Below are 26,086 nucleotides of genomic sequence, written 5' to 3'. Positions count from 1 at the left end.
CACCACGGTCAGGGCTCACTCTTCTAGCGCATCTGGCCCGCCGCCAGCCCGCTCTGCACCTGCCGATGGAACGCCAGATACCCGATCAGCACCGGCACCATCGCGATCGCCATGCCGGCGAACAGGCCGCTGAAGTCACCGCGGTACCCCTCGTTCACCGCCAGCGCCGTCAACCCCTGCGCGAGCACCCACTTCTTCTCGGCCCCTTCCCCCTGCATCAGCACGATCGGCAGCACGTACTGGTTCCACTGGAACAGGAAGTTGAAGATGCCGACGCTGACCAGCCCCGGCCGGGCCATCGGGAGCATCACCCGGAAGAACAGTCCGAAGTGGCCACACCCGTCCACCATCGCCGCCTCAGCCACCGTGGCGGGCAGCGTCCGGAAGAACGCGGTCAGGAAGAACACCGTGAACGGCAACGAGTACGCCGCGTACACGAGAATGAGACCGCCCAGCGAGCCCAGCAGGCCGAGATCGCGCACCACGAAGAAGAGTGGCACCAGCGCGAGGAAGACCGGGAACATCATGCCGCCGACGAACGCGAAGTAGACGACCCGCCGCCCCCGGAACCGGTAGCGGGCCAGCACGTAGGCCGCCATCGCGCCGAACAACATGGTGAGGACCAGGGCGCCGCTGACCACTATCGCGCTGTTCAGAAAGTATCGTCCAATGTGGGCGGAACCCCACGCGCGCGACCAGTTCTCCCATCGCAACGTCGAGGGCAGCCCCCACGGGTCGGTCAGAATCTCCTCGTCGCTCTTGAACGAGCTCAGCACCGCCCACGCCAGCGGCAACGTGGTCAGCAGCGCCCAGCCGACCAGGAACACGTGCGAGAAGACCGGACGGCGGGCGGCCACTCAGAGCTCCACCCGATCGCGCCGCGTCACCCGCAGGAAGGCCGCCGCCACCGTCAGGGTCAGGAAGAACATCGCCACCCCGATCGCCGACGCGTACCCGAACTGCGCGTCGGTGAACGCCGTCTTGTAGAGCCGCAGCCCCACCACGTCCGAGGAGAACCCGGGCCCGCCGTCCGTGATGATCTGCACGATCGCGAACCCGTCGATCGCGATGACCGCCAGATAGACCCAGGCGACCTGGATGGTGTCCCAGACCAGCGGCACGGTCACCCGGAACAGCGTGGACACCCGGCCGGCCCCGTCGAGCAGCGCCGCCTCGTAGATGTCGCGCGGAATCGACTGCATCGCCGCGCTGAACAGCACCACGTAGAAGCCGACGTTCATCCACAACATGACGGCGAAGACGCACCAGAAGGAGAACCGCGGGTCACCCAGCCACGGCGTGGCCCAAGCGTCCAGCCCAACCGCCCGAAATGTCCCATTTATCAAGCCGGTACTAGGGGCGTACATCTGCTTCCACAACACGCCGATGATGGCCACCGACAGCACCTGCGGGAAGAAGTAGACCACCCGATAGAACCCCGCGCCCCGCACACCGTGCACGCCGACCCGGTCCCGCCGCCCGCCCACGCTGATCATCGAGGCGAAGAAGAGTCCTAACAGGATGGTTGTCACGGGCAGCAGCACCAGAAGCAAACCGTTGTGCCGCAACGCGTTCCAGAACACCCCGTCGCCGAGCAGCCGCCGGAAGTTGGCCACCCCCACGTACTCGAAGTCCGGTGTCAGCCCGCCCCAATCGGTGCCGGAGATCTGGAACGCCTGGGCGTACGGGGAAATGACGAAAATGCCGTAGAGGAGCAGCGGCGGAATCAGGAAGACGGCGATGAACAGCCGTTTGCCCCGCACCTCAGACCCGCTTGTACTTCTTGATCGACGAGTCCTTGGCGATCGAGTCGGCGGCCTGCTGGCACCGGTCCACCCACTGCGAAGCGTTGATGCGCTTGGCGAACATGTCGGCGCACGCCGCGTTGACCAGTTGCCGTTCCAGCTTGCGATAGAACGAGTTGTAGAGCCAGTTGAACGTGTCCGGCCCGGCCGCGCCGATCATCTTGGTGACCGAGGTGAGGCCGGTCGGCAGCGGGATCCCGTCGCTGGCCCCGGAAACCGCGGTGAGGCTGGAGACCTTGCGGGTGAAGTCGGCCGCGCCCTTCTTGGACAGCATCACCCGCAGGTATTCGAGGCCACCGCGCGCGTTCTTCGCCTTGGCCGGCACGATGAACGGCTCGCTGCCGGTGCCGCGGAAGGCCGCGAACGGCAGCTTGTCGCCGGTGGTGAGGCTGGGCGTGGGCGCGACCGCCATCGCGAAATCGGCCGGGGTGACGGCCTTCTGCTCGTTCTCCAGCCAGGACCCGCACGAGATGAACGCGGCCTTGCCCCGGCACCACTCGGTCTGCGACTGGATGTGGTCCATGCCCGGCGCGCCGGCCTCCAGGAAGCCGTCGGCCGCGAGCTGGTAGTACGCGTCCGCGGCCGCCTTCACCGCGTCGTGCCGCCACGCGTTCGGCTCCAGATTGTCGATCGCCTTCAGCACGTCGACGCCGCCCATTTTCGCGGCCGCGGACAGGATCGGCCAGCTCATGTACCGCGCGTGCACGCCCGTGTAGGTCCACGGCGCGATGCCGCTCGCCTTGATCTCCCGGCACAGCGCGATCATGTCGTCCCAGGTCCGCGGATACTGCCAGCCGCGGGCGGAGAACAGCTTTTCCGAATACCAGATCCCGTACGCCGAGTAGGCGTAATTCAGGACCAGAAACTTCCCGTCGTACGACCCGACGTCCACGATGCCCGGCAGCAACGTGTCCTTGACGGTCTTGCCGGGCACGTCCAGGCTCGGCGCGTTCAGCAGATCGCCGAGGTCCGTCAGCGCGTTCTGGGAGACGAGACCGCCGAGGTCGATCTGGCTGCTGCCGGAGTTGTCGATGACGTCCGGCGGGTCCCCGGCCACGAACCGCGGCTGCAACGTCTCGCCGATCTGCTGCGTGGCCGAGTGCTTGATCTGCGCCTTCGGGTAGCGCTCGGCGTACATCGCCTCGTGCGCCTTGGCATAGTCCTCACCGAACCCGCCGTTGAAGATGACCACCTCGAGCGGCGCGTCCTCCTTGACTGCCAGCGGATTGTTCGCGTTCGCCGACCCCTTGGCGCCCTCGTCGTCGCCGCCACCACCGGTCGCGCACCCGGCGGTGAGCGCGCCCACGCCGGCCGCCGCCGCCCCCTGCAACAGTCCGCGCCGGCTGATCGAATGTGCCATCTCCGCTGCCTCCCGCTACGTGGTCATGAGAAGGTCCAGCCGTCGGCCGCCATGTCCGGCGCGCCGGAGCCGGTGACGTGCACGTGGTCGAGGTGAACGCCGCGGCCCCGGGCGCTGACGTCGGTCCGGTAGCTCCAGCGCAGATCGGTGGTGCCCGCCGGGACCGCCGCGGTGACGTGCCACCATTTCCGTCCGCCGTAACCGGTGAGGCTGCCGTCGCTGGTGAACCCGTCGTGGCCCGCGCGCAGTGTCATCGGCAACGGCCGCCAGCTCGCCCCGCCATCGGCCGACGTCTCGATGTGTGCGGTGTCGTAGCGCGGCTCCGTGTCGTACCAAAGCAGGAAGGAAGCGATGGCACCGATGGGCGCGGGTCGCGGCAGATGCCCGACGAGGGTGAGGCTCGCGTTGTCCTTCCCTGCCGTGTGCCAGCCGTGGCCGATCGGGATCGCCTCGGCGAACGTGCGGGCCAACGCGCGTCGCGCCACCGTGTTCGTGCCCCAGTTCCGGTCCGGGTGCACGCGGTTGCTCAGCAGGATCAGGAACGAGTGCGCGATCGGGTCGATGACCACGGACGTGCCGGTGAATCCGGTGTGCCCGAACGTCACCGGCGACGCCATCGCGTCCATATAGGAGTGCTTGCCGAGCTCGAAGCCGAGCCCGCGATCGCTGTCCGGGAACCTGTCCTCGATGCCCTCGTTGTAGTTCACCAGCGCGGCGCGGACCATCCGTTCGGAGAGGATCCGCGTTCCCCGGTACGCCCCGCCGTTGAGCAGCGTCTGACAGAGGATCGCCAGGTCATCGACGGTGGAGAAGACGCCGGCGTGGCCCGCGACGCCGCCCAGGCTCCAGGCGTTCTCGTCGTGCACCACACCCCAGACCAAACCCCTTCCCGCGTACGCCTCGACCTCCGTCGCCGCGATCCGGTCGCGAGTCTCCGGTGCCGGGTTGAAGCCCGTGTCGCGCATCGCCAGCGGCCCGGTCACCCCGTCGTGGACCGCCTGCGCGAGCCCTTTGCCGGTCACCCGCTCGGCCAGCACGCCGAGCACGATGAGCCCGATGTCGGAGTAGACGTACTGCGCGCCGGGCTTGGTGCCGGCCGCGACCGGGGTGGCGAGCGCGGCCGTGAGCCGGGTCTCCGGCGTGGGATAGGAGCTCCAGAACGGCAGGAACGCGGGCAGCCCCGAGGTGTGGGTGAGCAGGTGCCGCACGGTGATCCGCGGCTTGCCGAACTCCGGGACGTGCTCCGCGACCGGGGCGTCCAGGTCCAGCCGGCCCTTTTCCACCTGTTGGAGTACCACGATCGTGGTGAACAGCTTCGAGATCGAGGCCAGGTCGTAGATCGTGTCGACCCGGGCCGGGATGCGTTGCTCCGGCGGCAGTTCGGCATCCGCGGCGGCGTACCGGACCGCGTCGCCGACCGCGAAACGCTGCACGACGACCCCGTTGCGCGCGGCGAGGACGGTGGCTCCCGCGTACGCCGGATGGTCCGGATGATCGGCGGTCGGCACCAGATAGGACTCCGCGATCGCGCGCATGGCGGCCACCGGCGCGGCGAGCAGCCCGGCCTGCGCGGCGGTGCCCGCGCGCAGCACGTCGTGCCGGAAAACGAGCTGGTCAGGCGTGATTTCGGGCGCGTTGACGAGGAGGCTCGCTGTCATGATCAGTGACGTCACCCTCCCCAACATCATCAACGCTCCTCAATGCCCCGACCCGTAGGATGGATGTTTCCTTCATAACTTTCAAGAGGGGTGAAGGTTATTGCCATCGAACGGTGACCCGCGTAATTTCAGGCACCATGTGGCTGCGGCTCGCTGACCGTTCGGGGGGCCAGCGTGCCGGCACGACCGCTCCGGCTCTGCGCACGGGGGTTTCCATGACGTCGGTCGCGCGGGTTCGCTTCGGGGGCGCGGGCCCGCGCGGGCGGCTCCGCCCGGTGAAGCGGGGTGCCCGGTGAAGCGGCGCGCCCTGCTCGCCGCGCCCGCCGCCATCGGCCTAATCCCGGCCAGACCCGGCGTGATGCCGCGCATCCCGGTGCGCACCGGGATGGACCGTCTCGCCGCGTCCGGATGGGATGCCGTGCGCGGCGTCCGGATCGGGGTGATCGCCAACCCGACGGCGGTCGGCCGCGACTACCGTCATCTGGTCGACCGCATGCACGCCGACGGGGTGCGCATCGGCGGGGTGTTCGGCCCCGAGCACGGTTTCCGCGGGTCGGCGCAGGCCGGCGGCAGCGAGGGCACCGGCACCGACGCGCGCACCGGGCTCACGGTGTACGACGCGTACGGCGCCACCCAGGCCACCTGGGCGTCCATGTTCGCCGCGGCCGGGGTGCGCACGGTCGTGTTCGACATCCAGGACGTCGGCGCGCGCTTCTACACCTACATCTGGACCCTGTACGACTCGATGGCGGCAGCGGCCCGGCTGGGACTGCGCTACGTCGTGCTGGATCGCCCGAACCCGGTCGGGGGTACGGCGTACGGGCCGATGATGACGGCCGGCTTCACCTCGGGTGTGGGCCGCAAGGAGATCGTGCAGCAGCACGGCATGACGGTGGGGGAACTGGCCCGGTTCTACAACGGCGAGATGGTGCCCACCGAGACCGGTCGCCCGGTGTCCCTGGAGGTCATCGCCTGCCAGGGCTGGATCGGCCGGCTGCGGGCCGGCGACATGGACCTGCCGTGGGTGCTGCCGAGCCCGAACATGCCGACGCCGGACACCGCCTTGGTCTACCCGGGGACGGGCATGTTCGAGGGCGTGGCGACACTGTCCGAGGGGCGCGGGACGACCCGCCCGTTCGAGCTGATCGGCGGCCCCGGCTTCGACTACCACTGGTGCGATCGGGTGGCCGCGGCCGGCCTGAGCGGGGTGGCGTTCCGCGAGGCGTACTTCACCCCGACGTTCGGCAAGTTCGCCGGCCAGGCCTGCGCCGGGATCGAGGTCAAGGTCACCGACCAGGCCACCTTCGACCCGATCCGTACGGCCGTGACGATGCTGGTCGAGGCCCGCAAGGTGCCGGCGTTCGCCTGGCGGGACGACGGCGGTGCGCGTCCGTTCTGGATCGACCTGCTGAGCGGCTCGGCACGCCTGCGCACGATGATCGACGCCGGGGCGCCGGCCGCCGACGTGGTGGGCTCGTGGCGCGCCGAACTGGCCGCCTTCGACGCGCGGCGGCAGCGCTATCTCCTCTACCCGCGTGGCCTCTCGTGACCTGTCAGGCGGGCGTGCACGTCCGGCCGGACCGCGGCGCCGGTGAGCCGCGCGAGGGCGAGCGCCGCCGCACCGGCCGCGCCGTCGCGTGCCGTCCGCACGGTGCCGATGTCTCGCCGCGTCAGGCCGGCGTGCACCGCGCGGGCGACCGGGCCGGGGGAGAGCAGCACGGATCCGGCCAGCACCACCGGTTGCCCGGGGTCCGGTTCGACGGTGTCGAGGGTGTGCAGCAACTTCGCGGCGGCCGCGGTGGTGATCCGGCGGGCGACCGGGTCACCCTGCTCGGCGGCGACGTCCACCCGCGGCGCGAAGCTGCCCAACGCGGCCGGTGGGCATGCGAACGCCGCGGTCAGCAGGGCCTGCGCGGTCTCCTCAGCGCTGCCGGGCCCGATCGCGAACAATTCTTTGGCCGCGTCGACGAGCACGGTCGGTGCGCCGCGGCCGTCCAGGGCGGCCAGCACCGCCCGCAGGGCCCGCACCCCGATCCACACCGCCGAGCCCTCGTCGCCGAGCAGCCAGCCGTATCCGTCGCAGCGCCTCGCCAGCTCCCCGGCGGCGAACCGGGCGGCCAGCGCACCGGTGCCGGACAGCAGCAGGACGCCGTCGGTCCCGGCGGTACCGGCCGCGAACGCGACCTCGAGATCGGTCACCGGCACGGCGTCGCCGCTCAGATCGAGGTCCCGCCACGCCACGGCGGACGCCGTACCGAAAATGGCCCGACCGGCCCCGGACGAGCCCGCCGCACCCAGAATCCCACCCGCGACCGCGCGTCTGTCGATATCGGACAGAGCTTGGCTCATCGCCGCCTTGAGGCGTTCTGCGATGTCGCCGCCGCTGCTGTTGTGGTTCGCCCCGCCCGCGGCGCCCCGGCCCACGATCGTGCCGTCCACCGTCGCGACCACGCAACGCGTCGTGGTGGCACCGGCGTCGACCCCCACCACCAACGTTCGGCTCATCATCGGGTGACCGTAACGGGTAGCGTTCGCTACCGGTAGAAATGATTGACCCCTCTTGAAGCAGCGAAGGAAAATTTCCTCCATGACTGGCCGGAGGCGCCCTGCGCCGCCTTCTCCCGCCCCGGACCGCGGCTCGTCCACCACGGTGCGAGCCCGCGGGCTCCTGCCGTCGCTGGCGCCCGCCGAGCAGCGCGTCGCGCGGGTCATCATCGACGAGGCCGCGACCGCCGCCCGCCTCACCATCAGCGACCTGGCCGAGCGCGCGAAGTCCTCGGAGACCACGGTGATCCGGTTCTGCCGGGCGATGGGCTTCGGCGGTTACTCCGAGCTACGCCTGACCCTGGCCGCCGAGGCCGGGCGGGCGCACGAGGCGACCGCTTCGGAGGCGAACGTCGGCGGCGACATCGGCGAGACCGACGACCTGGCCCAGGTGGTCAAGAAGATCGCCTTCGCCGACGCCCGCGCGGTCGAGGACACCGCGGCGCAGATCGACATCGCCGTGCTGGAACAGGTGGTCGGCCTGGTGGCCGGCGCTCGGCGGGTGGACATCTACGGCGTGGGCGCCAGCGCGTTCGTGGCCGGCGACTTCCAGCAGAAGCTGCATCGGATCGGCCGGATCGCGTACGCCTGGAGCGACCTGCACATGGCGCTCACCAGTGCGGCGCTGCTCGGCGAAGGCGATGTGGCGTTCGGCATCTCGCACACGGGCACCACATTGGACACTATCGAGGCGTTCGCCGAGGCGGGCCGGCGTGGGGCGCGCACGGTGGCGCTGACCAACTTCCCGAAGTCCCCGATTACGAAGGTCGCCGATTTCGTGCTCACCACCGCCGCGCGCGAGACGACATTCCGGTCCGGCGCGATGGCGAGCCGGCTCGCGCAGCTCACCGTCATCGACTGCGTCTTCGTCGGGGTCGCCCAGCGAACGTACGCGGAGACCCGCAAGAACTTGGAGATCACGTACGCGGCGGTGGGCGGCCGTCGCGTGGGCGGCGACAGGCGGCGTGCATGAACAAGCGAGTGAACGGCCCGGCGGCGTTCGCGGGTTCATCGGTCCGCCTGCCCCCCTCGCGCACCGAGGACCGCAACCCGCTCAGCGTCTCCATCGACCGAATGCCCACAATGGAGCTGCTGCGGCTCATCAACGCGGAGGACCGCAGCGTCCCGGCCGCGGTCGCCGTGGTGCTTCCGGCTCTCGCCGCCGCCGTCGACCTGGCGGTGCAAGCCCTGTCTGGCGGCCATCGCGTCCACTACGTCGGCGCCGGCACGTCCGGCCGGATCGCGGTGCTGGACGCGGCCGAGCTGATCCCCACCTTCGGCATCGAGGCCGGCCGCGTGGTCGCGCACCTGGCCGGCGGCACGCACGCGCTGACCAACCCGTCGGAGGACGCCGAGGACGACGAGGACGCGGGCACGGCGCTGGCCGGGCAGGTTGCCGCGGGCGATCTGGTCGTCGGCCTGACCGCCAGCGGCCGTACGCCCTATGTCCGTGCCGCCCTCACGATGGCTCGGCGGGCCGGCGCCGGCACCGTGCTGATCTCGGCGAATCCGGCCTCGCCGCTGGCCCCGCTCGCGGATGTGCACGTGGCGCCGGACACCGGCCCCGAGGTGATCACCGGCTCCACCCGGATGAAGGCGGGGACCGCGCAGAAGCTGGTGCTGAACGCCTTCTCCACGGCGACGATGGTGCGCCTGGGCCGCACCTACTCCAACCTCATGACCGACATGCAGGCGAGCAACGACAAGCTGCGGTCCCGCCAGTTACGGATCCTCGCCGAGGCGACCGGCGCCGACGTGACGACCAGCCGGGCCGCCCTGGCCGAGGCGGGCGGCGACGCGAAGCTCGCGGTGGTGATGCTGCTGGCCGGGACGTCCGCCGCCCGGGCGCGGCAGGCGCTCACCGAGGCGCACGGCCACGCGCACCGGGCGCTGAGCCGCCTAGAGGTCCTTGTGGTAGATGAGGAAGTCGCAGGGGGTGGCGAGTAGCGGCTGCAGGTGCGGGTAGCCCTCCTCGAGCCGTCCGGTGCGCACCAGGCGGTAGCCCAGGCGCGTGTACCAGGCGCGCAGGAACTCCTTGACCGGATGCTGCCACTCCCGCGGCACGAGCAGTTCCAGCTGCATCCGGGTCAGGCCCTGGTCGCGTGCCCATTGCTCGGCGAAGGCCACCAGGTCACGCCCGATGCCGGTGTTGCGCCGCCCGGGATCGGCGACGAGCATCCCGAACTCGCCGAAATCGCCGGCCTCGTCGGTCAGCCGCACGGCCCGGACCGCCCCGGCGATCCGGCCGTCGTCGTCCCGCGCGATAACGAGCTCCCCGCCCCGGATGATCGAGGTCACCTCGTCGATCGTGGTGCGCTCGGCGCCCGGAAGCCACAGGCCGGCCTCACCGTCGGCGTACACGCGGTTGATGAGGTCGGTGATCTCCTCGATGTCATCGGCGCCGGTGGCAAACGCGACCTTCATTCGTCCCCCTGGTGAACCGGATCCTCCTGAGTAACACGGGTCATTGTCCGCCCCGTTCCGCGACGTGAACCGCCTCACATGATCACTAAAGAACCGCTCTTCGCGGCCGATCGCAGAAGTAAGAGCTGCGAATCGCGAAAGAGTGACATGCGGAAGAACCTGGTTGCCGACACGGACGACGGCTTCAGTCTCATCGAGGTCCTCGTCGCGCTCACCCTCGTCATCGTCGTCATGGCGTCGGTTTCCCCGTACCTGGTCAAGAGCTTTGCCTTCGTCGCTCTCCAGCGCGGCGACCAGGTCGCGGCGCAGCTCGCCAACAGCACCCTGGAACAGGTGCGCGCGCTGAAGCCCTCGGCCCTGGTCAGTGGCCGCAGCCAGGCGGAGGCGGCGGCCCAGTTCGCCGCGGCGCCGGCGATTCCCGAGCTCGCGTCCTACCTCGCCCAGGTCACGCCCGCCTACGACCCGCACTACGCGACAAACGACGAGGAGATCACGACCGATCCGCAGCCGGTCACCGTCGACAAGACCGTATACACCCGCCGGGTTTTCGTCGGGGAGTGCGAGACCTACATCGGTGGCGCCGCCGGCGAGAAGTCCAGCTGCCTGCCCGCGGCCACCAAGGCGAGCACCGAGGACGCCTCCAAGTACCTCTCGTTCTATCGCGCCGTCGTGCTCGTCACCTGGGCGGACCGGCTCTGCCGGCAGAACGCGTGCACCTACGTCGCGTCGACGCTGATCTCGAACGGCGCCGACCCGACGTTCGACGTGAACCGGCCGTTCCCGGTGATCAACCGGCAGAACCTCGACCCGGTCTATTTCTTCATGGGCATGACGACGAGCTTCCCGATACCCGTGTACGGCGGAACGCTGCCGAACACGTGGAGCCTGCTGCCGGTGATGCCGCAGGGCCTCAGCGTGAACCAGGCCGGTCTGATCACCGGAACGCCGACCAAGCTCGGTAACACCGCGACCAAGGGAACGATCACGGACGCCACGACACCGGTGGGTCGCAGCACCACCAAGAACCTGAACTTCACCGTCGTCGCGCAGCCTGCCCTGACGCTGCCCGACGTCAAGAGCCACTGGGGGGACGCGCTGAACATCCCGGTCGTGGTGACCGGTGGCACCGGCAACCTCAAATGCACGCTCAGCGGCCAGGCCACCGGCCTGTCGCTCGCCACGACCGCCGACCCGCGGAGCTTCCTCATCACGGGCACCTACAGCGGCCCCGGCACGACGTTCACCATGTCGGTGAATTGCACCGATCACCCCGGCAGCGTCAACGATTTCCCGCTGACCGCCACGTTCCTGCAGAGCTTCTACCCGGCCCTGCAACTGGTGGCGCCGGCCAACCAGCAGGTCACGCTCGGTTCGGCGGTCAACACGACGGCGACCGCGTCCGGCGGCGACGCGAAGTTCACCTACTCGGCGACCGGCCTGCCGCTGGGCGTGAGCATCAACGCGACCACCGGGGCCATCACCGGGGTGCCGACGATTCCCGGCCGGTACGTTCCGGCGATCAAGGTCGCCGACGGTATCGGCGGCACGCTCACCAAGACCTTCGTGCTCACCGTGGGGACCACGACGTCGCTGGTCTTCACCACGCCGGCGCTCACCACGGCCGACCCGACCTCCACGGTGAACTCGCCGGCGTCGATGACCTTCAACACCAACGCCGCCCTGCTGGGCCTCACCAGCACGATGACGGCCACCGGAGTACCGACCGGCATGTCCTTCAACGCGCTCACCCGGACCATCTCCGGGACGCCGAACAAGACCGGCCAGTACAACGTCACCATGGTCGCAACGACCCTGGTCCCGCCGTCCACCAGCAACTACAACTTCATCTGGACGATCCAGTGATGCGGGGGCTGCGCCGGCGCCTGATGTCCGGCGACGACTCCGGTTACTCGCTGGTCGACATCATGGTCGCCACCGCGGTGCTGTCCGTGCTGATGGTGGCGACCATGGCGGCGGTCACCGAGATCTACTCGACGGTGACCCGCACGGTGAACACCTCGTTCGCCCGGGATCAGGTGAACAACAGCTTCCGGCGCCTGGACAAGGATCTGCGGTACGCCAACTACGTCGCGTCGCCGGTCTCCTCGGCGTCGGCGACCGGCACGGCCTACAGCATGGTGTACGCGGTGCCGCCCGCCACGGCCGCGGGGGAGACCTGCCGTGAGCTCTCCTACGACTCCGGCACCCGCGTGCTGAGCTGGCGCAAGTGGAACCCCACCGGGACCAAGCCGGCGTTGTCGCCGTTCGCCGGCAATCTGCGCCTGATCGGCGGTACGACGGCGCCGTTCACGCTGATCCCGCCGGACAGCACGGTCTACGGCTCGATCACCACCGGCGCGTCCGGCCTGGGCAAGGACTTCTCACCCGACTACTTCCAGGTCCGGGTCCAGTTCAACGCGTCCGTCGGCAAGGTGGTCCTGCCGCTGGACGTGGTCTTCACGGCTCAGAACATGTCCGGTGTCTCCCCGACGAGCAGCAGCTGCTAACCGTGAGAGGGCTCAACCACATGAACCTCAAGGACGAACGAGGCTCGCTGCCGCTGGCGCTGCTCGTGGTGACCCTGGCGCTGAGCATGTCGGCGATGCTGATGCCGGCCGTGGTCCGCCAGATCAACACGACCGAGGGCGCGGTCGACCGCAATGTGCAGCTCAACTCCGCCCAGGTCGGCCTCGACGTGCTGATGGCCCGGGTCCGGGCGGCCGCCGAGTACGACCCGAAGAAGGGCGCCGCGGGTCTGCTGGAGAACCTGCCGCCCTGTGTGATCAAGGGGAATACCGGCCCGGCCAGCAACCCGGACTCGAGCGTCTGGGACGTCACGATCACGTACTACGACGCGGACCACAACAAGCTGAACTGTCCGCTGACCAAGGTGCCGTCGACCGCGGAGCTGGTGTCGAAGGGCGCGAACGACTCGGGCGCCCGGACGCTGAGCGCGACGTACGTCTTCAGCACCAACAACACCAACATTCCCGGCGGCGCCATCCGGATCGACAGCTCCTCGATCGGCAAGCTGTGTCTGGATTCGACCTCGTCGAAACCGCTGGTGGCGGGTACCAAGGTGTGGATGCTGGCGTGCAGCGGCGGTCAGGCCCAGCAGTTCGGCTACACGCCGGAGCTGTTCCTGAAGCTGATCAACTCGGAGACGACGGCCTACGCGAACGGTCTGTGCCTGAGCCAGGGAACGGATCGGGGCGGCAGCACCCCCCTCTACGTCACGTTCCAGCCGTGCCCCGATCCGAGCGCGATCGACTCGTCGCAATGCGGGTCGTCGTGCCAATACCAGTTCCAGTGGGCTCTCGACGGCAGCAGCCGATTCCGGTCGACCGACATCAAGAAGCAGACGACCGAGAGCTACTGCATGACGATGCAGTCGCCGAACACCTCGAAAAGCTACGTCGTCGTCAGCAACAAGGCCTGCAGCGGTGACGGCACGAACGTCATCTGGCGCTCGGACCCGAGCGTGGGCGCCGGGATGGCCGGCGACGACACCAATCAACTGGTCAACTACGCCCAGTTCAGCCGGTGCCTGGACGTCACCAACCAGAGCGTGAGCTCCACCTACATGATCGCCTGGTTCTGCAAGCAGGCCCCGGACAAGGGCATCGACTGGAACCAGATGTGGCAGCACACGCCGCCGGTGGATCCGGCCGTCTCGTCCACCGACATCATCACCATCAAGAAGTCCAACAGCCGTTACTGCCTCAAATCACCGCTGAGCACGGCGTCCAACGCGTACACGACGGTGGTGTCGTGCCCCGAGGGCAGCGACACGAGCGCCAAGGAGCTGCAGTGGACGATTTACCACAACACCGGCTCGTACGCGACGAGCTATCGCGTCGTGGACGGGAACGGTTATTGCCTGTCGCCGACCGACCTCAACGCCACTCCGAAAGACACTCACTCGGACGGTACGAGCAAGGTGAAAGTGGACGTGTGCAGCAGTTCGGAGCTGCAGAAGTGGAACGCGCCGGCCAACCTCAAGCTGCCGACGCCGCTTACCAACATCGTGGAGAATTGAGCTGCGGAGCTGCTAAATCGTTCCGCGGTTGCGTATTCACCTATGCCGCAGCGCCTCGTCCAGCGAAGCGCTGCGGCACCGGCCAGTCACCCGACGGTGGCAAGTTGACTTTGCGTAAACACTTCCCATCGTTGCGTGCCTGTCGGTAGGCTCTGCACTCACCAAACCGCTAGCTGATATCGAATTCGCCGTCCTTGGCGGAATCCACGAAGGCGGTCCACTCCGCTTTCGTGAACGTGAGAGTAGGGCCCGACCGGTCTTTGCTGTCCCGGACGGCGACCCCTGTGTCGAGGAAGGCGACCTCGACACAGTTGTTACCGCCATTCCCGTTGCTGCGGCTGGCCTTCTTCCAGACCGCACCGTCGAGATGGTGCGTGAGCAACCCAAGCACCCCCCTTCAATATGCGGCTGTCTCGGGAGACCTAAGCGCTGAGCAGACTCTCGATCATCTTGATCGTCACGCGACGATCGAGGGCCATGCCGCTCAATCGCTCGAACTCTTCTCGGTAACGGGCAACCTCCGAAGGTTGCTCTTCGTAGAAGTCTCCCGCAAGACCTTCAAGATAGACAACATCCAAATGGGTGGTCTCGCGGAACTCCAAAAGCGCAGCTGATCCGCCCATGAACGTATGCTCACCGGCACTGAACGGCAAAATCTGCAGCGTCACATTGGGTAATTGAGCGATCTCGATTAGATGTCGTAGTTGGCCGGCCATCACTTCACGACCGCCGACGGTGCGCCGGACCACCGATTCGTCGACGAGAGCCACCAGTTCGAGGGGCCTCGAACCGGTGAGCCTGGCCTGCCGGGTGAGCCGCAGGTTGATCCGCCGGTCCACATCGCGCGGTGGATCGGTGGAGCGACCGGCCTCGATCAGAGCGCGCATGTACGCCTTGGTCTGCAGCAGGCCGGGCACGATGATCGGCTCCCACGTGCGCATCGCGGCCGCGCTCGCCTCGAGCCCCACGAAGTTGCCGGGGCGCATGATGTCTCGGAAGTCGGTCCACCAGGTGCGTTCCTTGGACAGGCGGGCCAGCTCGACGAGGGCCTCGCGGTACGCCTGATCGTCCACGCCGTACAGGGTCAGAAGGTCTTTGACGTCGCGAGGTGTCACCGCGACGCGTGCGGTCTCGATCCGCGTCACCTTCGCCGCGTGCCACTCGAAATGCCGTGACACATTTTCTTGAGTCAATCCAGCTGACTCGCGGCACCGTTTCAGCTCGGCGCCCAGGCGGCGGCGTCGCAGCGTGGGGCCCTCATCAATGGACACCTGGATCCCCTCTGTCCTGAGGAAACCGATATTACGACCGGCCATCCTCATGATCCAAGCAGGACAGAAAGCCTGAACAAGAAGTCTAGTACTTCTTGTATTGACCTTGCTGTCGGGTACATGATGCTGCCGACATCAAGAGTAAGGGCTCTACGTACAGAGAGTGATCCTCACGGGTCTAAGGGGCGTGGCGGCGTGTTGGCTGACCAGTACTTCCTGATCGCACACGAGGACCGCACCGGCCGGTCTCGTCTGCACCCGCGCGCGACCGGCTTAGGGCTGGCCGCCGCGTTGCTGGGCGAACTCATCCTGGAGGGCCGGATCGGCATCGCCGACGGCGACCTTCTCCTCCTGGACAGGCATCCGCCGACGGACGCGCTCGCACACGACATCTTGGACCTTCTCGTCGCCCAGCCGCGGCACCGCGACGTGCGCACGTGGCTGGCCTTTCTCTCCCAGGACGCGGCGGCGCGGGTGGGTGAGCGGCTGAGCCGGCTCGGCGCGGTCGAGCCGGTGACCCGCCGCCGCATGCTCAGTACGGAGACCTTATATATGCCGAACAGTCCGGAGCAGCGCAACGCCGCCGCGTGGGCCCCCGCCCGGCTGGCGAATCTGCTGGTCCGCGGCATCGGCATGAGCATCAGCGATCGCGTGCTGATCGGCCTGGTGGCCGCCACCGGGCTGACCCGGCACGTGCTCTACGACTTCGAGATGCATCGGCACGCGTTCCAATCGCTGCCGAGCGCGGTCGGGTCGCTCCCGAGCGACCTGCGTGAACTCATCGAATACACCGAGGCCTCGGTTGGCTCGGTCCTTACCGTCGGCCGGCGGTGAGCGCCAACGGGCGCCATCACCTCCGGTCAAATAACTCTGATCATTGGGCCGGGAGGATGTTGATGGCGCAAATGGGACCCGCTGAGCCGGATCTGGTGGATCGGTCGCTCGCCAAGAACAGGCTGGGCGTGCCGTCCGTCGTGTTCTTCGGCGTTGCGGGTGCGGCTCCGCTGACGGTGATCATCGGATCGATTTCCGTGATTTACGCGATCATCGGAAGCACGGCAGTCCCGATCACGTACATCGTGGTCGCCGGGATCCTGTCGCTGTTCACAGTCGGTTTCGTCGCGATGAGCCGACATATCGTGAACTCGGGGGCCTTCTATTCGTACATCAGTCAGGGTCTCGGCCGGGTGGTCGGAGTGGGCGCGGCGTTCGTGGCCCTCCCCGCGTACTCGCTGATGCAGATCGGACTGTTCGGGCTGTTCGGCAGCGCCGCCAGCGGCATTCTCGCCAACCTGGGCTTCAAGGTGCCCTGGTATGCCTGCGCCCTCGTCGCCTGGGCCCTGGTGACCGTCCTGGGCCTGCTGTGGGTGGACCTGAGCGGCAAGGTGCTCGCCGTACTGCTGGTCGCCGAGATCAGCATCGTGCTCATCTACGACCTGGTGATGGTGGCCAACCCCGCGGACGGCCACGTGTCGTTCTCGACCTTCTCGCCGGCGCCGCTGGTCACCCCCGTCGTCGGGTCACTATTGGTGCTCGCGATCGCCGGGTTCGTCGGGTTCGAGGCCACCGTGGTTCTCTCCGAGGAGGCGAAGGACCCGAAGCGGACCATCGCGCGGGCCACGCACATCGCCGTCCTGCTCGCCGGTGTCCTGTGTGGTCTGTCGGCGTGGGCCATGTCGGTGAGCACCGGCCCGGACCGGATCGCGTCGGTCGCCGCCGAGCATCGCACCGACCTGGTCTTCGCGCTGGTCTCGCCGCACCTGCCGCGGGTGCTGGTCGACCTCGGCTACGTACTGTTCCTGACCAGCGTGTTCGCCGCCCTGCTCGCCTTCCACGCGGCGGTGGCGCGATACCAGTTCGCGCTGGGACGCGAAGGTGTGCTGCCGGCCGCGTGGGGACGGGCGCATCCCCGTACCGGAGCGCCGTTGCTCGGCTCGGTGACACAGAGCGTGTTGGCCGCCGCCGTACTCAGCGCATACGCCGTCGCGGGCGCGGAACCCCTCGTGTACGTGTTCGCGTGGCTGACCACGATCGGCGGCCTGGGCGTCCTCATCCTGATGTGGGCGGCGTCGGCCGCGGTGATCGCGTTCTTCGTGCGTAATCGCCGAAGAGAGAGCGTGTGGAAGGCGTACATCGCGCCGTTCCTGGCATTCCTGCTGCTCACCGTCGTGCTCGCGGCGACCGTCATCGGCTTCGGGGAACTGCTGCAGGTCAGCGGGAGCTCCGCGTTCCAATGGCTCATCCCGGTCCTGTATCTCGCCGTGGCGGGCGTGGGATTCGTCTGGGCACTCGTCATGCGCGCGGCCCGTCCGGAGGTGTACGCGGCGATTGGGCGCGGCGCCGAGGGCCGTGTGAGCAACCTGCTGGAGAACCAGATTCTCAAGTCCTTGCACGCCGATCCCGTGGGCGCGCGGAGCTATCCGTACTGAGGGGAGGAAGAGTCGATGACGTACGCCATTCAGGACCTGGTGATTCGCAATGTCACCCCGTTCGACAATGCCGAGATCACCAATCTCGTCGCCGAGGCGATGTGGGACGGTCCGGTCGCCCGATGGCTGCACCCCGATGACGTCGTACGCCTGCGGGACACTCCCCGGTATTTCGAGATCTTCGTGGAATACGCCGTTCAATGCGGGGAGGTCTATGCGACAGCCGATGCCGAAACGGGCCGGCTCACCGGGGTCGGGCTCTGGTTCCCGTTGACCTCACCGATTCCGGCGCCCGCGGATTACGAGGGGCGGCTCAAGGAAGTAGCCGGCGAGGCGTACGACCGCGCCTGTCAGCTGGACGCGGCGATCGAGGCGCACCACCCCATGGAGCCCCATCATTACCTGGCGTTCTTGGCCGTTCATCCGGCCGACCAGGGCCATGGTGTGGGCAGTGCGTTACTCGACCGCCATCATGCCCGGCTGGACGCGGCCGGCCTGCCGGCTTACCTGGAGGCCAACCACCCACGTAACCGTGACCTTTACCAACGACACGGATACCAGGTCCGGTCCGTGATCGAGCTACCCGACGGGCCCACGCTCTGGACGATGTGGAGGCCGCCTATGGGCTGACGTCGGTCAGATCTCTACGCGGCTGCGGGGAACTCGTACAGCCAGTAGGACTGCTGGTCGACTCGGTTGAACCGCATGGTATCCGAAAGCCGGCTGACCATGAGCCGGAATATGCGAGACATGCGGCGGACGTCATCGTTGTAGGTGCAGATGTCCAGGCCGACCACCCCGTTCTGGGCGGAGGCCACCAGGTACATCTGCTCGACGAGCAGGGAGAACACCTCTCGTCCCTGGGCCTGCGGATCGACGGCCACGAAGCCGATATACCAGATCCTCTTGGACGCGTAGTGCTCGGGCCAGTGGCGCTCGAAGTAGGGCGGAGAGATCAGAGGAACCGCCTCGAGTTCGTTGGTGTACGTGGCGATCCCGCACAAGGTGCCGTCGTCATCCAAGGCGAGGTACTTGTGCACGCGAGAGTCGCGCAGCACTTCGTCGAGCTCGTCGCGGTACATGAGATGCCGTTGCACGGCCATCGTGTTCAGGTCCTCAAAAGCGTCCTGATAGAGCTTCCACACGGCTTCGTGCAGCTCTTCGTCGGTGATCTGATCGATGACTTTGATTAGCATGCTCGGCTCCCCCGCAGGCCGCCGCCAGGTCGGCCCGCTTCATCGCACTCATGTTGATCGATGATGGTGACCAACAGAGTACGAAGGGTGACCGTGCGATGACAATGCGTGTCCGCCGATTGGATGTGCCAAATCGGATCGGCGGGGTCTCGCGTGCACGTGAAGCGTGCAAGTTGCGGCGTTGGGTTTGCAAGTTGCACGGTATCGAGGCAAATCAACGCCGATCTACCCTGCCTTCGGTCCCCAGCGAAGGCAACAAGCCGGATCACGTAGGCCGTTCGGAGTTTCGCAGTTTCTGCACAAACCGGCCTTCGCTCGGCCTTCGTGATCGCCGGATTGGCCTTTCCGGCCGGTCGGCCCGCCGCGTTGGCGGCCGTTCCACCCGGTCGAAATCGGTCGATTCGGCCGACAGTCTCATGCGATCAAGGAGGTGCCCCGACTTTCCGATCAAGCCGCATTGTGTGTTGTCCGTGGCCGCTGCCCCGGTCGCTGGACACCCAAGGAGGCGCGCCCCAGGCGATAGCTGACACCGGCCGTTGGTGTCGCTTGGGAGCGCGCCTTCCAGCATGCGGCCGGCGCCGGAACCGCTTGACGGCGGCGCCCACCGCTTGACGGCGGCGCCCACCGCTTGACGGCGCCCGCTTCGCGTTGATCGTCGTCAGATGATGTTGCGCAGCAGGACGATCACGAAGAACACGACGATGTAGGCCAGGTCGATCGAGGTGCCGCCCAGGCGCAGTGGGGGAATGACCCGTCGGACGGGTCGGATGACCGGCTCGGTGATCGCGGTGACGCCGGCGGTGAGCCGGGCCCGGAACGAACCGGACGACGAAGGCCCGACGAGAGCCACGCTCCAACTCAAGATCGCGCGAACGACGAGCAGGAGCTGGAACAGCAACAGCCCGAAACTCACCAGCGCGAGCAGCGGACCCATGGGGACCTCCAGTTACCGGACGGGATAAGGCTTTAACTGTGCGTCGCTTGGCTGTAACAACGCTGAGTGCCCGCTGTGCTCTGGCTGGTCACCGTGAGCTTAAATTCCGCTGCTGATGGCCTGGATGAGGCGGGGCATGCGGACAACCCCGACGTATCGGCCGTTGTCGTCGGTGCACAGCAGCGGCCGTGTCCAGTCCGGGCGGGTCACGGCGCGCGCGGCGGCGTCGGCCGGTCGCGTACCCACGTTGACCTTCATGTCCGGGATGACGAGGGGGATGGGCGACGTGCGGTCGTCGATCGCCGCGATCGGGCGCTGGTAGTCGTCGCAGAGCACCACCAGGTCGACCGTCGGATCGGCGAAGGCCGCGTACGCGTCGCCGACGTCGGTGACCGTGGCCGAGCGCTCGAGCAGGGGGCGCAGGCCGCTCCGGTCGCGGTTCACCGACTGCATGGTGAGCAGGTGCCCGGCCTCGTCGGTGATGGGCGCCCACGGTCCGGCCGGCCTGCTGAGGTGATAGCCCTGGGCCAGCGGAACCTGCAGCGCGGCCAGCGCCTCCAGTTCGCCGGCGCGTTCGATGCCCTCGGCCAGCAGCCAGGCGTCGATGCGGCCGGCGAAGGTGCCGACCATCTCGACGAGGGCGCGTTTCGCCTCGTCCTGGTCGACGTCCTGCACCAGCGCCCGATCCAGCTTGATCATGGACGGGCGCAAGGTGAGCAGGTGGGTGAGTCCCGCGTAGCCGGATCCGGCGTCGTCGACGGCGATCAGCGCACCCGCCGCCCGGAGCCGGTTCAGGTCGGGCTCCAGCGCGGTGTAGTCGTCGACGGCGAAGTGCTCGGTCAGCTCCACGACGAGTCCGCGCAGGTCACCCTCGTCGGCCCAGACCTTGCGGATGGCCGGGTGATCGAGCACCTCGGGGCCCACGTTGACGGTGAGGAAACAGTTGCGCGGCAGGCCACCGCGTTCGGCGAGAGCCTTCCGCAGGGCCGTGGCCTGCAGGTCGGCGCCGCGCCCGTGCCGGCCCGCGGCGCCGAACCACAGCTCGGGATTCGAGACCGGGTAACCCTCGAAACGGGTGAGCGCCTCGTAGCCGACCACCACGCCCCGGGCGAGGTCGACGATCGGCTGGTAGACGGCACTCACCCCGGCCCCGTCGATGGCCGACTCGAGCAGAGCCGGCCAGTCGAGCCCGTCGGTGACCTCGGTCGTCATCGCGCTCAGCGGCTGACGATGGCGGCCCGCACCGCGTCGACCACGTCGGCCGGCACGGAGTGCATGTGGTGTGACTCGGCGGCGTGCTCGGCGACCGCGGCCAGGATGTCATCCTCGGAGTCGCGGGCCCAGTGGGCGTCGCAGCCGGGAACGACGTCACCGCAGGAGAAGAACTTCATCGCGTCTACCAAACCCTTCTGATCAGATGCTGTCGTGCGTCTTGATCGGCGCGGCGTCCGGAACCTTGAGGCATTCGGCGGGCTCGGCAATGGGATAGCGTGCAATTCATGACGGATAGTGATCTAGCAGCGACCGTCCGCACCGGGTATGCGTTCACCGGACCGGTGCTCGAGCTGGGTGCCCTGGTGACCGGGCCGACCTGCGACCCCACCGCGCGGGTCCGGATCCCGCTACCCATGGTCACCCGGCACGGCCTGGTGGCCGGGGCGACCGGCACCGGCAAGACGAAGACGCTGCAGGGCCTAGCCGAACAGCTGTCCGCGGCCGGGGTGCCGGTGTTCCTCGCCGACATCAAGGGCGACCTGTCCGGCATGGCCGCCCCCGGCGTCCCCAACGACAAGATCACCGCCCGGGCGACCGAGATCGGCGAACAGTGGCAGCCGGCCGCGTTCCCGGTCGAGTTCTTCGCGCTCGGGGGCCATGGGACGGGTGTGCCGGTGCGCGCCACGATCACATCGTTCGGCCCGACCCTGCTGTCGAAGGTGCTGGGCCTCAACGACGTACAGGAATCGTCTCTGGGCCTGGTCTTTCATTTCGCCGACAAGAACGCTTTGCCGCTGCTCGACCTCGCCGACCTGCGTGCGGTGATCCAGCACCTCACGTCCCCGGACGGTGCCGGCGAGCTGGCTTCGCTGGGCGGATTGTCCAAGGCCACGGCCGGCGTGATTCTGCGAGAATTGATCGCGTTCGCCGACCAGGGTGCCGAGGATTTCTTCGGCGAGACCGAGTTCGACACCAGGGACTTTCTGCGTACGACGTCATCGGGCGCCGGGGTGGTCAGCATTCTCGAGCTGCCCAGTCTGCAGAGCCGGCCGGAGCTGTTCGCGACGTTCCTCATGTGGTTCCTGGCCGACCTGTTCCAGGATTTGCCCGAGGTCGGCGACGTGGACAAGCCCAAGCTGGTCTTCTTCTTCGACGAGGCGCACCTGCTGTTCCGCGACGCGTCGAAGGAGTTCCTGCAGGCGGTCACCCAGACCGTACGGCTGATCCGCTCCAAGGGCGTCGGCATCTTCTTCGTCACCCAGACCCCGAAGGACGTGCCCGCCGACGTGCTCGCCCAGCTGGGCAACCGGGTGCAGCACGCGCTGCGCGCCTATACGCCGGAGGACGCGAAGGCGCTGAAGGCCACGGTGTCGACCTTCCCCAAATCGCCGTACGACCTGGAGGAGGTCCTGACCCAGCTCGGCACCGGCGAGGCCATCATCACGGTGCTCTCCGAGCGCGGCGCACCGACGCCGGTCGCCTGGACCCGCCTGCCGCCCCCGAGATCCCTGATGGCCCAGGCCGACGCGGCCTTGGTGGACGGCATCGTGGCGGCGTCCCCGTTGACACCCAAGTACGGCCCGCGCATAGACCGCGAGTCGGCCTACGAGATCCTGCTCCGCAAGGTGGCGGTCCCCCCACCCGCAGCAGCGCCCCCAGCACCCCGGCCCGCACCACCCCCCAAGCCCGCGCCGGCGCCGGCGCCGGCGCCGGAAAAGTCTTTCTTGGAGAAGGCCTTGGCCAGCCCCACAGTCCGCAACACGTTACGAACCGCCGCCACAGCCGCAGGCCGAGAGATAGTCCGCTCAATCTTCGGCACAGCCCGCCGCCGCCGTTAGCCCGGAACCCCGCCGGAAATGTCGGATAGAAGCCACTTAGCGACAACCGTAGGTGCCCCCGGCAACCGTGGGTGTCCCTGGCAGCCGTAGTTGTCCCGCCAACCGCAACCATCGCATCGCGCGCTTGAGGAGCCTTTCCGCGTCCACAAGCCCCGGCGAGCCGCAAGGCGAGACGTTCCCCCAACCGTTACCACCGCAACGTGGGGTTTCCGGGGCTCGGCCCCGGAGCAGAAATGACGAGCGCCCCGGTCCGCGCTCTCCGCGGACAGGGGCGTCCTAAGCTCGTGGGCGATACTGGGATCGAACCAGTGACCTCTTCCGTGTCAAGGAAGCGCGCTCCCGCTGCGCCAATCGCCCAAAGTCCACTTGTCTTGCGAGGTGGAGACGGGATTTGAACCCGTGTACACGGCTTTGCAGGCCGTTGCCTCGCCTCTCGGCCACTCCACCGAGTTGGCCCCGCACGTAACCTGTGAAGGCCCCTCTCCGAGCGGACGACGGGATTCGAACCCGCGACCCTCACCTTGGCAAGGTGATGCGCTACCAGCTGCGCTACGTCCGCGTTGCCGCCCGGCTTCCCTGGCGACGGAAGAAACATTAGCGGGTTGCTCGTCGCCTTGCCAAACCGGGGTCCCCCGGCGCGTCGCGTCCCGAGCGCGACCAGGCAGTTTCCGAGTTATCCACAGCCCGGAAAACATTTCAGCGCCGCTCCGGCCCCACAGTGTTGGATGAACGCATGGAGTTCCGGCAGATCACCGCCGCCGAGCGCACGGCGACCATGTTCCCTCTTCAGTCGTATGCCTTCATGCCGTCACCGTGGCCCGACGAAGACGAAGCGACCTATGCCGGGCGCATGCGCTTCTTCGAGACGACGGTCAACTTGATCGCCGAGGAGGAGGGTCGCGCGCTGGCCGGCGTCGCCGCGCTGCGGATGCAGCAGAACGTGCGGGGCATGGTCCACGACATGGCGGGCGTCGCGTCGGTGTCCTCACATCCGTCGGCCCGGCGCCAGGGCCTGGTGCGCGGGTTGCTCGAGCGGCTGCTGAGGCAGATGCGCGAGGAGGGCTGTGCGGTCACCGCTCTCTATCCGTTCCGTTCGAGCTTCTACGCCCGCTTCGGATATGTGGGCATCCCGCGACACCGCATCGCCACGTTCAAGCCCGAGGGGCTGGCGCATCTGGTGCGCGCCGACCTGCCCGGCGAGGTCGAGCGCCTGCCGATGCGTGACGCTTTCGACGAGTGGGACAAATTGACCCGCCGCCTGCTCACCGAGAGGCATGGCTTCGCGGTGTACGACGAGACGCGCACCGCCGAGTTCCGCGACGACAAGAGGTGGGTGGCGATCGCGCGGTCCGGCGGCGAGGTGGTGGGCGCCTTGCGCTACCGCATCGATCAATACGGTGGTGACCTCGTCGCGTCCGATCTGCTCTATTCGGGTCCGATGGGCCGGGCGCTGATCCTGCAATACCTCGCCCGCCACGTCGACCAGGTCGGCCGCGTCGTGATGCTGCTGAGCTCCGACGAGGTCCCCGAGCTGTGGGGCACCGATTTCGAGGTGACGACCGAGGGCCGCGTCTCGTTCCCGCGAAACGGCAGCCCGATGGTGCGGGCTTTGAACATGACAGCCCTCAGCGGTACGCCCGTGGGCAGCGGAGCGGTCACGATCCACATCCCCGACGACGAGTTCATCGGCGGCACGTGGCATTTGTCCGGCGACGACGGCCGGCTCTCGGTCGCCAAGGGGAGCGCGACCCCGCAGGCAACGCTGACAGCGGCCGGGTTCAGCGCGCTCCTCTACGGCGTGCTCGACCCGGTCGAGGTCGTCACGCGGGGCTTGGGCGAGCTGACAAACGAGGGGGTCCAGCCACTGACGACGTTGTTCCCACGCCAGATGCCGTACATCTTCGCCGACTTCTGAGTGGTGGACGAGCCGGGGCCGGGAGCGAGGTGAGGGCGGCGCGATTATCCAAACGGGACCGGGCGGGGCTCGGTCACTGACGAGGGTGGGGTGGGATGTAGCCGAGTTCTATCGCGCGGCGGGTCAGGTCGGCCTTGTTGCCTACGCCCAGCTTTGCCCGGATGCGTTTGACGTAGGTGTTGACCGTTGCCTCGGAAAGGCCCATCCGGCGGCCTATCTGGCCGTGCGTCAGGCCCTGCACCAGCCAACGCAGGGCCTCGACCTCGCGGGTCGCCAGGTGCGGGGTGACGCGGCTCTCCGGGAACACGTCGGTCAGCAGGCTGGTCGAGATGTGTACGCCGCCGTGGCGGGCGGCCTCCACCGCGATCAGCAGCTCCGTCGTGGCGGATTCGCGGGTCAGCAGTGCCCGGACCCCGTAGCGCAGGGCGGCGGGCAGATTGACCGGATTGTTCGGTGGGCAGAGCACCACCGTGCTGGCCAGGGGTGGCAGGCGCGACCAGAAGCCCTCGGCGATGCGGCCGCGCTCCCGGTCGTCCAGGTCGAGGACGAGCACGGTGGGCGGCCGGCTCGGGTCGAGGGACGCCAGGTCGGGTGCCTCTTGGCTCACGTCCAGGTCCGGCACCGTGCTGAGGGTGCGCGACAGGCCGGCTCGGATGATGACACTGGACGAGACGACCGCGACCGTGTCGACGGCTTTGACCAACTGTTCTGGCTCCTCGGCGATCGTGGAGTGTCCGGAGACATCGCTGCTCCACGATGGTCCGGGGCCGGAGAAAGCGACCCAGGAAAGTCCCTGGCGTTTGTCCCTGGGGTAGGACATCCCGTGTGGGTCTGGTTCGTCAGTCGCACGAGTGGGACGCCGTCCGTCGCGCGGAAAGCCGACAGGGGCGGCCCGGCTCGATTGCCGTGACCGCCCCTGTGCGAGAAATCAGATTCGACCGAAGTCCTGGGTCCAGTAGGGCGCGCTGCCCTTCATGACCACGCCCACGCCGACGGCGATGCTGGAGCAGTTCAGGATGTTGGCGCGGTGGCCCGAGCTGTTCATCCAGCCGGTGACGACCTCCTGCGGCGTGCGGTAGCCCCAGGCGATGTTCTCGGCGGACGCACCGTTCTTCGGGTAACCGGCGGCGACCTCACGAGCGACGAAGTTGCTGCCGTTCGAGCCGGTGTGGCTGAAGAAGTTGGCCTGGATCATGTCGGCGCTGTGCGCGCGGGCGGCCTTCACCAGGCGGTCGTCGATGCGCAGGGCCGGGCAGCCCTTCTTGGCACGCTCGGCGTTGGTCAGCTTGACGACCTCGACCTCATACGCTGCCGTGTCGACCGCAGCGGTCTTCTTCGGCGTCCCACTGGTGGCCGCGAGCGCCGGGGTGGCGGCGAACAGAGGCGCGGCGACGATGGCGGCGGCGAGGACGGCCTTACGGACGAAGCGGTTCACGTGGTCTCCTTCGGTGTTGGGTA

At 68.0% G+C, this 26,086-nt stretch carries 25 protein-coding genes and 3 tRNA genes; 11 read left to right on the top strand and 17 right to left on the bottom strand.

Features of this window, described 5'->3' with window-relative positions; genetic code table 11:
- Positions 1–23: 23 nt before the first annotated feature.
- The 4 genes from HH310_RS19080 to HH310_RS19065 are packed head-to-tail and all read right to left on the bottom strand — an operon-like array spanning position 24 to position 4,823.
- Positions 24–857 carry a carbohydrate ABC transporter permease gene (locus tag HH310_RS19080; protein ID WP_169176918.1) on the bottom strand — a complete coding sequence of 278 codons (834 nt, stop codon included), beginning with the start codon at positions 855–857 and terminating at the stop codon, positions 24–26.
- On the bottom strand, positions 858–1,763 hold the full coding sequence (locus tag HH310_RS19075; protein WP_169176917.1) for a carbohydrate ABC transporter permease: 906 nt from the start codon (positions 1,761–1,763) through the stop codon (positions 858–860). It abuts the gene before it with no gap.
- A gap of 1 nt (position 1,764) precedes the next feature.
- On the bottom strand, positions 1,765–3,165 hold the full coding sequence (gene ngcE / locus HH310_RS19070; RefSeq protein WP_211192330.1) for an N-acetylglucosamine/diacetylchitobiose ABC transporter substrate-binding protein: 1,401 nt from the start codon (positions 3,163–3,165) through the stop codon (positions 1,765–1,767).
- A gap of 23 nt (positions 3,166–3,188) precedes the next feature.
- Positions 3,189–4,823 (bottom strand): serine hydrolase, encoded by a 1,635-nt coding sequence (locus tag HH310_RS19065; protein ID WP_169176916.1) that lies wholly within the window; start codon positions 4,821–4,823, stop codon positions 3,189–3,191.
- A gap of 292 nt (positions 4,824–5,115) precedes the next feature.
- Between HH310_RS19065 and HH310_RS19060 the strand changes: the two genes are divergently transcribed.
- Positions 5,116–6,372: a DUF1343 domain-containing protein gene (locus HH310_RS19060; RefSeq protein WP_312034208.1), complete on the top strand. Its 1,257-nt coding sequence runs from the start codon at positions 5,116–5,118 to the stop codon at positions 6,370–6,372.
- Here the strand turns inward: HH310_RS19060 and HH310_RS19055 are convergent.
- A complete protein-coding gene (locus HH310_RS19055) occupies positions 6,351–7,331 on the bottom strand; it encodes an N-acetylglucosamine kinase (RefSeq protein ID WP_211192329.1) in 981 nt (326 codons plus the stop codon). The two genes, HH310_RS19060 and HH310_RS19055, sit on opposite strands and share 22 nt — an antisense overlap.
- A gap of 79 nt (positions 7,332–7,410) precedes the next feature.
- On the opposite strand from HH310_RS19055, the gene HH310_RS19050 reads away from it, so the two are divergent.
- Positions 7,411–8,340: a MurR/RpiR family transcriptional regulator gene (locus HH310_RS19050; protein ID WP_169176915.1), complete on the top strand. Its 930-nt coding sequence runs from the start codon at positions 7,411–7,413 to the stop codon at positions 8,338–8,340.
- Positions 8,337–9,314, top strand: coding sequence for an N-acetylmuramic acid 6-phosphate etherase (gene murQ, locus HH310_RS19045; protein WP_169176914.1), 978 nt, complete (start codon positions 8,337–8,339; stop codon positions 9,312–9,314). Before HH310_RS19050 ends, murQ begins: the two co-directional genes overlap by 4 nt.
- On the opposite strand, the gene HH310_RS19040 is transcribed toward murQ, so the two are convergent.
- On the bottom strand, positions 9,267–9,791 hold the full coding sequence (locus HH310_RS19040) for a GNAT family N-acetyltransferase (protein ID WP_169176913.1): 525 nt from the start codon (positions 9,789–9,791) through the stop codon (positions 9,267–9,269). The genes murQ and HH310_RS19040 overlap by 48 nt on opposite strands.
- Before the next feature lie 147 nt (positions 9,792–9,938).
- Between HH310_RS19040 and HH310_RS19035 the strand changes: the two genes are divergently transcribed.
- From HH310_RS19035 to HH310_RS19025, 3 genes are read left to right on the top strand one after another with little or no spacing between them, the layout of a single operon-like run.
- Positions 9,939–11,654, top strand: coding sequence for a putative Ig domain-containing protein (locus HH310_RS19035; RefSeq protein WP_169176912.1), 1,716 nt, complete (start codon positions 9,939–9,941; stop codon positions 11,652–11,654).
- Complete coding sequence (locus HH310_RS19030) at positions 11,654–12,298, top strand: PilW family protein (protein WP_169176911.1); 645 nt, start codon at positions 11,654–11,656, stop codon at positions 12,296–12,298. Before HH310_RS19035 ends, HH310_RS19030 begins: the two co-directional genes overlap by 1 nt.
- A gap of 2 nt (positions 12,299–12,300) precedes the next feature.
- The gene (locus tag HH310_RS19025; RefSeq protein ID WP_169176910.1) at positions 12,301–13,830 is read left to right on the top strand and encodes a hypothetical protein; all 1,530 of its coding nucleotides are present in this window, start codon (positions 12,301–12,303) and stop codon (positions 13,828–13,830) included.
- A 169-nt stretch (positions 13,831–13,999) separates the two neighbouring features.
- Here HH310_RS19025 and HH310_RS19020 read toward each other — a convergent pair whose 3' ends face one another.
- Together HH310_RS19020 and HH310_RS19015 are read right to left on the bottom strand one after the other, a co-directional pair.
- Positions 14,000–14,212 carry a DUF397 domain-containing protein gene (locus HH310_RS19020; RefSeq protein ID WP_169176983.1) on the bottom strand — a complete coding sequence of 71 codons (213 nt, stop codon included), beginning with the start codon at positions 14,210–14,212 and terminating at the stop codon, positions 14,000–14,002.
- A gap of 40 nt (positions 14,213–14,252) precedes the next feature.
- Complete coding sequence (locus tag HH310_RS19015; RefSeq protein ID WP_211192328.1) at positions 14,253–15,146, bottom strand: helix-turn-helix transcriptional regulator; 894 nt, start codon at positions 15,144–15,146, stop codon at positions 14,253–14,255.
- Between the two features lie 150 nt (positions 15,147–15,296).
- Between HH310_RS19015 and HH310_RS19010 the strand changes: the two genes are divergently transcribed.
- The 3 genes from HH310_RS19010 (at position 15,297) to HH310_RS19000 (ending at position 18,160) form a co-directional block, all read left to right on the top strand.
- A complete protein-coding gene (locus tag HH310_RS19010) occupies positions 15,297–15,935 on the top strand; it encodes a GPP34 family phosphoprotein (RefSeq protein WP_312034207.1) in 639 nt (212 codons plus the stop codon).
- 62 nt (positions 15,936–15,997) lie between these two features.
- Complete coding sequence (locus tag HH310_RS19005; protein ID WP_248294141.1) at positions 15,998–17,530, top strand: APC family permease; 1,533 nt, start codon at positions 15,998–16,000, stop codon at positions 17,528–17,530.
- Positions 17,531–17,545: 15 nt separating this feature from the next.
- Positions 17,546–18,160, top strand: coding sequence for a GNAT family N-acetyltransferase (locus HH310_RS19000; RefSeq protein WP_169176908.1), 615 nt, complete (start codon positions 17,546–17,548; stop codon positions 18,158–18,160).
- A gap of 14 nt (positions 18,161–18,174) precedes the next feature.
- Here HH310_RS19000 and HH310_RS18995 read toward each other — a convergent pair whose 3' ends face one another.
- The 4 genes from HH310_RS18995 to HH310_RS18980 form a co-directional block, all read right to left on the bottom strand.
- A complete protein-coding gene (locus HH310_RS18995; RefSeq protein WP_169176907.1) occupies positions 18,175–18,726 on the bottom strand; it encodes a GNAT family N-acetyltransferase in 552 nt (183 codons plus the stop codon).
- Positions 18,727–19,384: 658 nt separating this feature from the next.
- Complete coding sequence (locus tag HH310_RS18990) at positions 19,385–19,660, bottom strand: YggT family protein (protein WP_169176906.1); 276 nt, start codon at positions 19,658–19,660, stop codon at positions 19,385–19,387.
- 99 nt (positions 19,661–19,759) lie between these two features.
- Entirely contained in the window at positions 19,760–20,872 is a 1,113-nt protein-coding gene (locus tag HH310_RS18985) for an EAL domain-containing protein (RefSeq protein WP_211192327.1), read from the bottom strand.
- Positions 20,873–20,877: 5 nt separating this feature from the next.
- On the bottom strand, positions 20,878–21,051 hold the full coding sequence (locus HH310_RS18980) for a DUF1059 domain-containing protein (RefSeq protein WP_169176905.1): 174 nt from the start codon (positions 21,049–21,051) through the stop codon (positions 20,878–20,880).
- Between the two features lie 108 nt (positions 21,052–21,159).
- On the opposite strand from HH310_RS18980, the gene HH310_RS18975 reads away from it, so the two are divergent.
- Entirely contained in the window at positions 21,160–22,713 is a 1,554-nt protein-coding gene (locus HH310_RS18975) for a helicase HerA-like domain-containing protein (RefSeq protein ID WP_169176904.1), read from the top strand.
- 285 nt (positions 22,714–22,998) lie between these two features.
- On the opposite strand, the gene HH310_RS18970 is transcribed toward HH310_RS18975, so the two are convergent.
- The 3 genes from HH310_RS18970 to HH310_RS18960 form a co-directional block, all read right to left on the bottom strand.
- Positions 22,999–23,070: transfer RNA gene (locus tag HH310_RS18970), tRNA-Val, on the bottom strand.
- Between the two features lie 19 nt (positions 23,071–23,089).
- Positions 23,090–23,160, bottom strand: a tRNA-Cys gene (locus HH310_RS18965).
- A gap of 39 nt (positions 23,161–23,199) precedes the next feature.
- Positions 23,200–23,272 (bottom strand) — tRNA-Gly (locus HH310_RS18960).
- A 174-nt stretch (positions 23,273–23,446) separates the two neighbouring features.
- On the opposite strand from HH310_RS18960, the gene eis reads away from it, so the two are divergent.
- The gene (gene eis, locus HH310_RS18955) at positions 23,447–24,628 is read left to right on the top strand and encodes an enhanced intracellular survival protein Eis (RefSeq protein WP_169176903.1); all 1,182 of its coding nucleotides are present in this window, start codon (positions 23,447–23,449) and stop codon (positions 24,626–24,628) included.
- A gap of 73 nt (positions 24,629–24,701) precedes the next feature.
- On the opposite strand, the gene HH310_RS18950 is transcribed toward eis, so the two are convergent.
- On the bottom strand, positions 24,702–25,331 hold the full coding sequence (locus HH310_RS18950) for a response regulator transcription factor (RefSeq protein WP_211192326.1): 630 nt from the start codon (positions 25,329–25,331) through the stop codon (positions 24,702–24,704).
- Positions 25,332–25,556: 225 nt separating this feature from the next.
- Positions 25,557–26,063, bottom strand: a complete 507-nt coding sequence (locus tag HH310_RS18945; protein ID WP_169176902.1) for a CAP domain-containing protein — start codon at positions 26,061–26,063, stop codon at positions 25,557–25,559.
- Positions 26,064–26,086 lie beyond the last annotated feature (23 nt).

It is taken from the genome of Actinoplanes sp. TBRC 11911 (assembly GCF_012933445.1).
Taxonomy (GTDB): Bacteria; Actinomycetota; Actinomycetes; order Mycobacteriales; family Micromonosporaceae; genus Actinoplanes.
The sequence above is the reverse complement of the archived record's forward strand: the minus strand, read 5'-3'. Positions and strand labels throughout refer to the sequence as shown.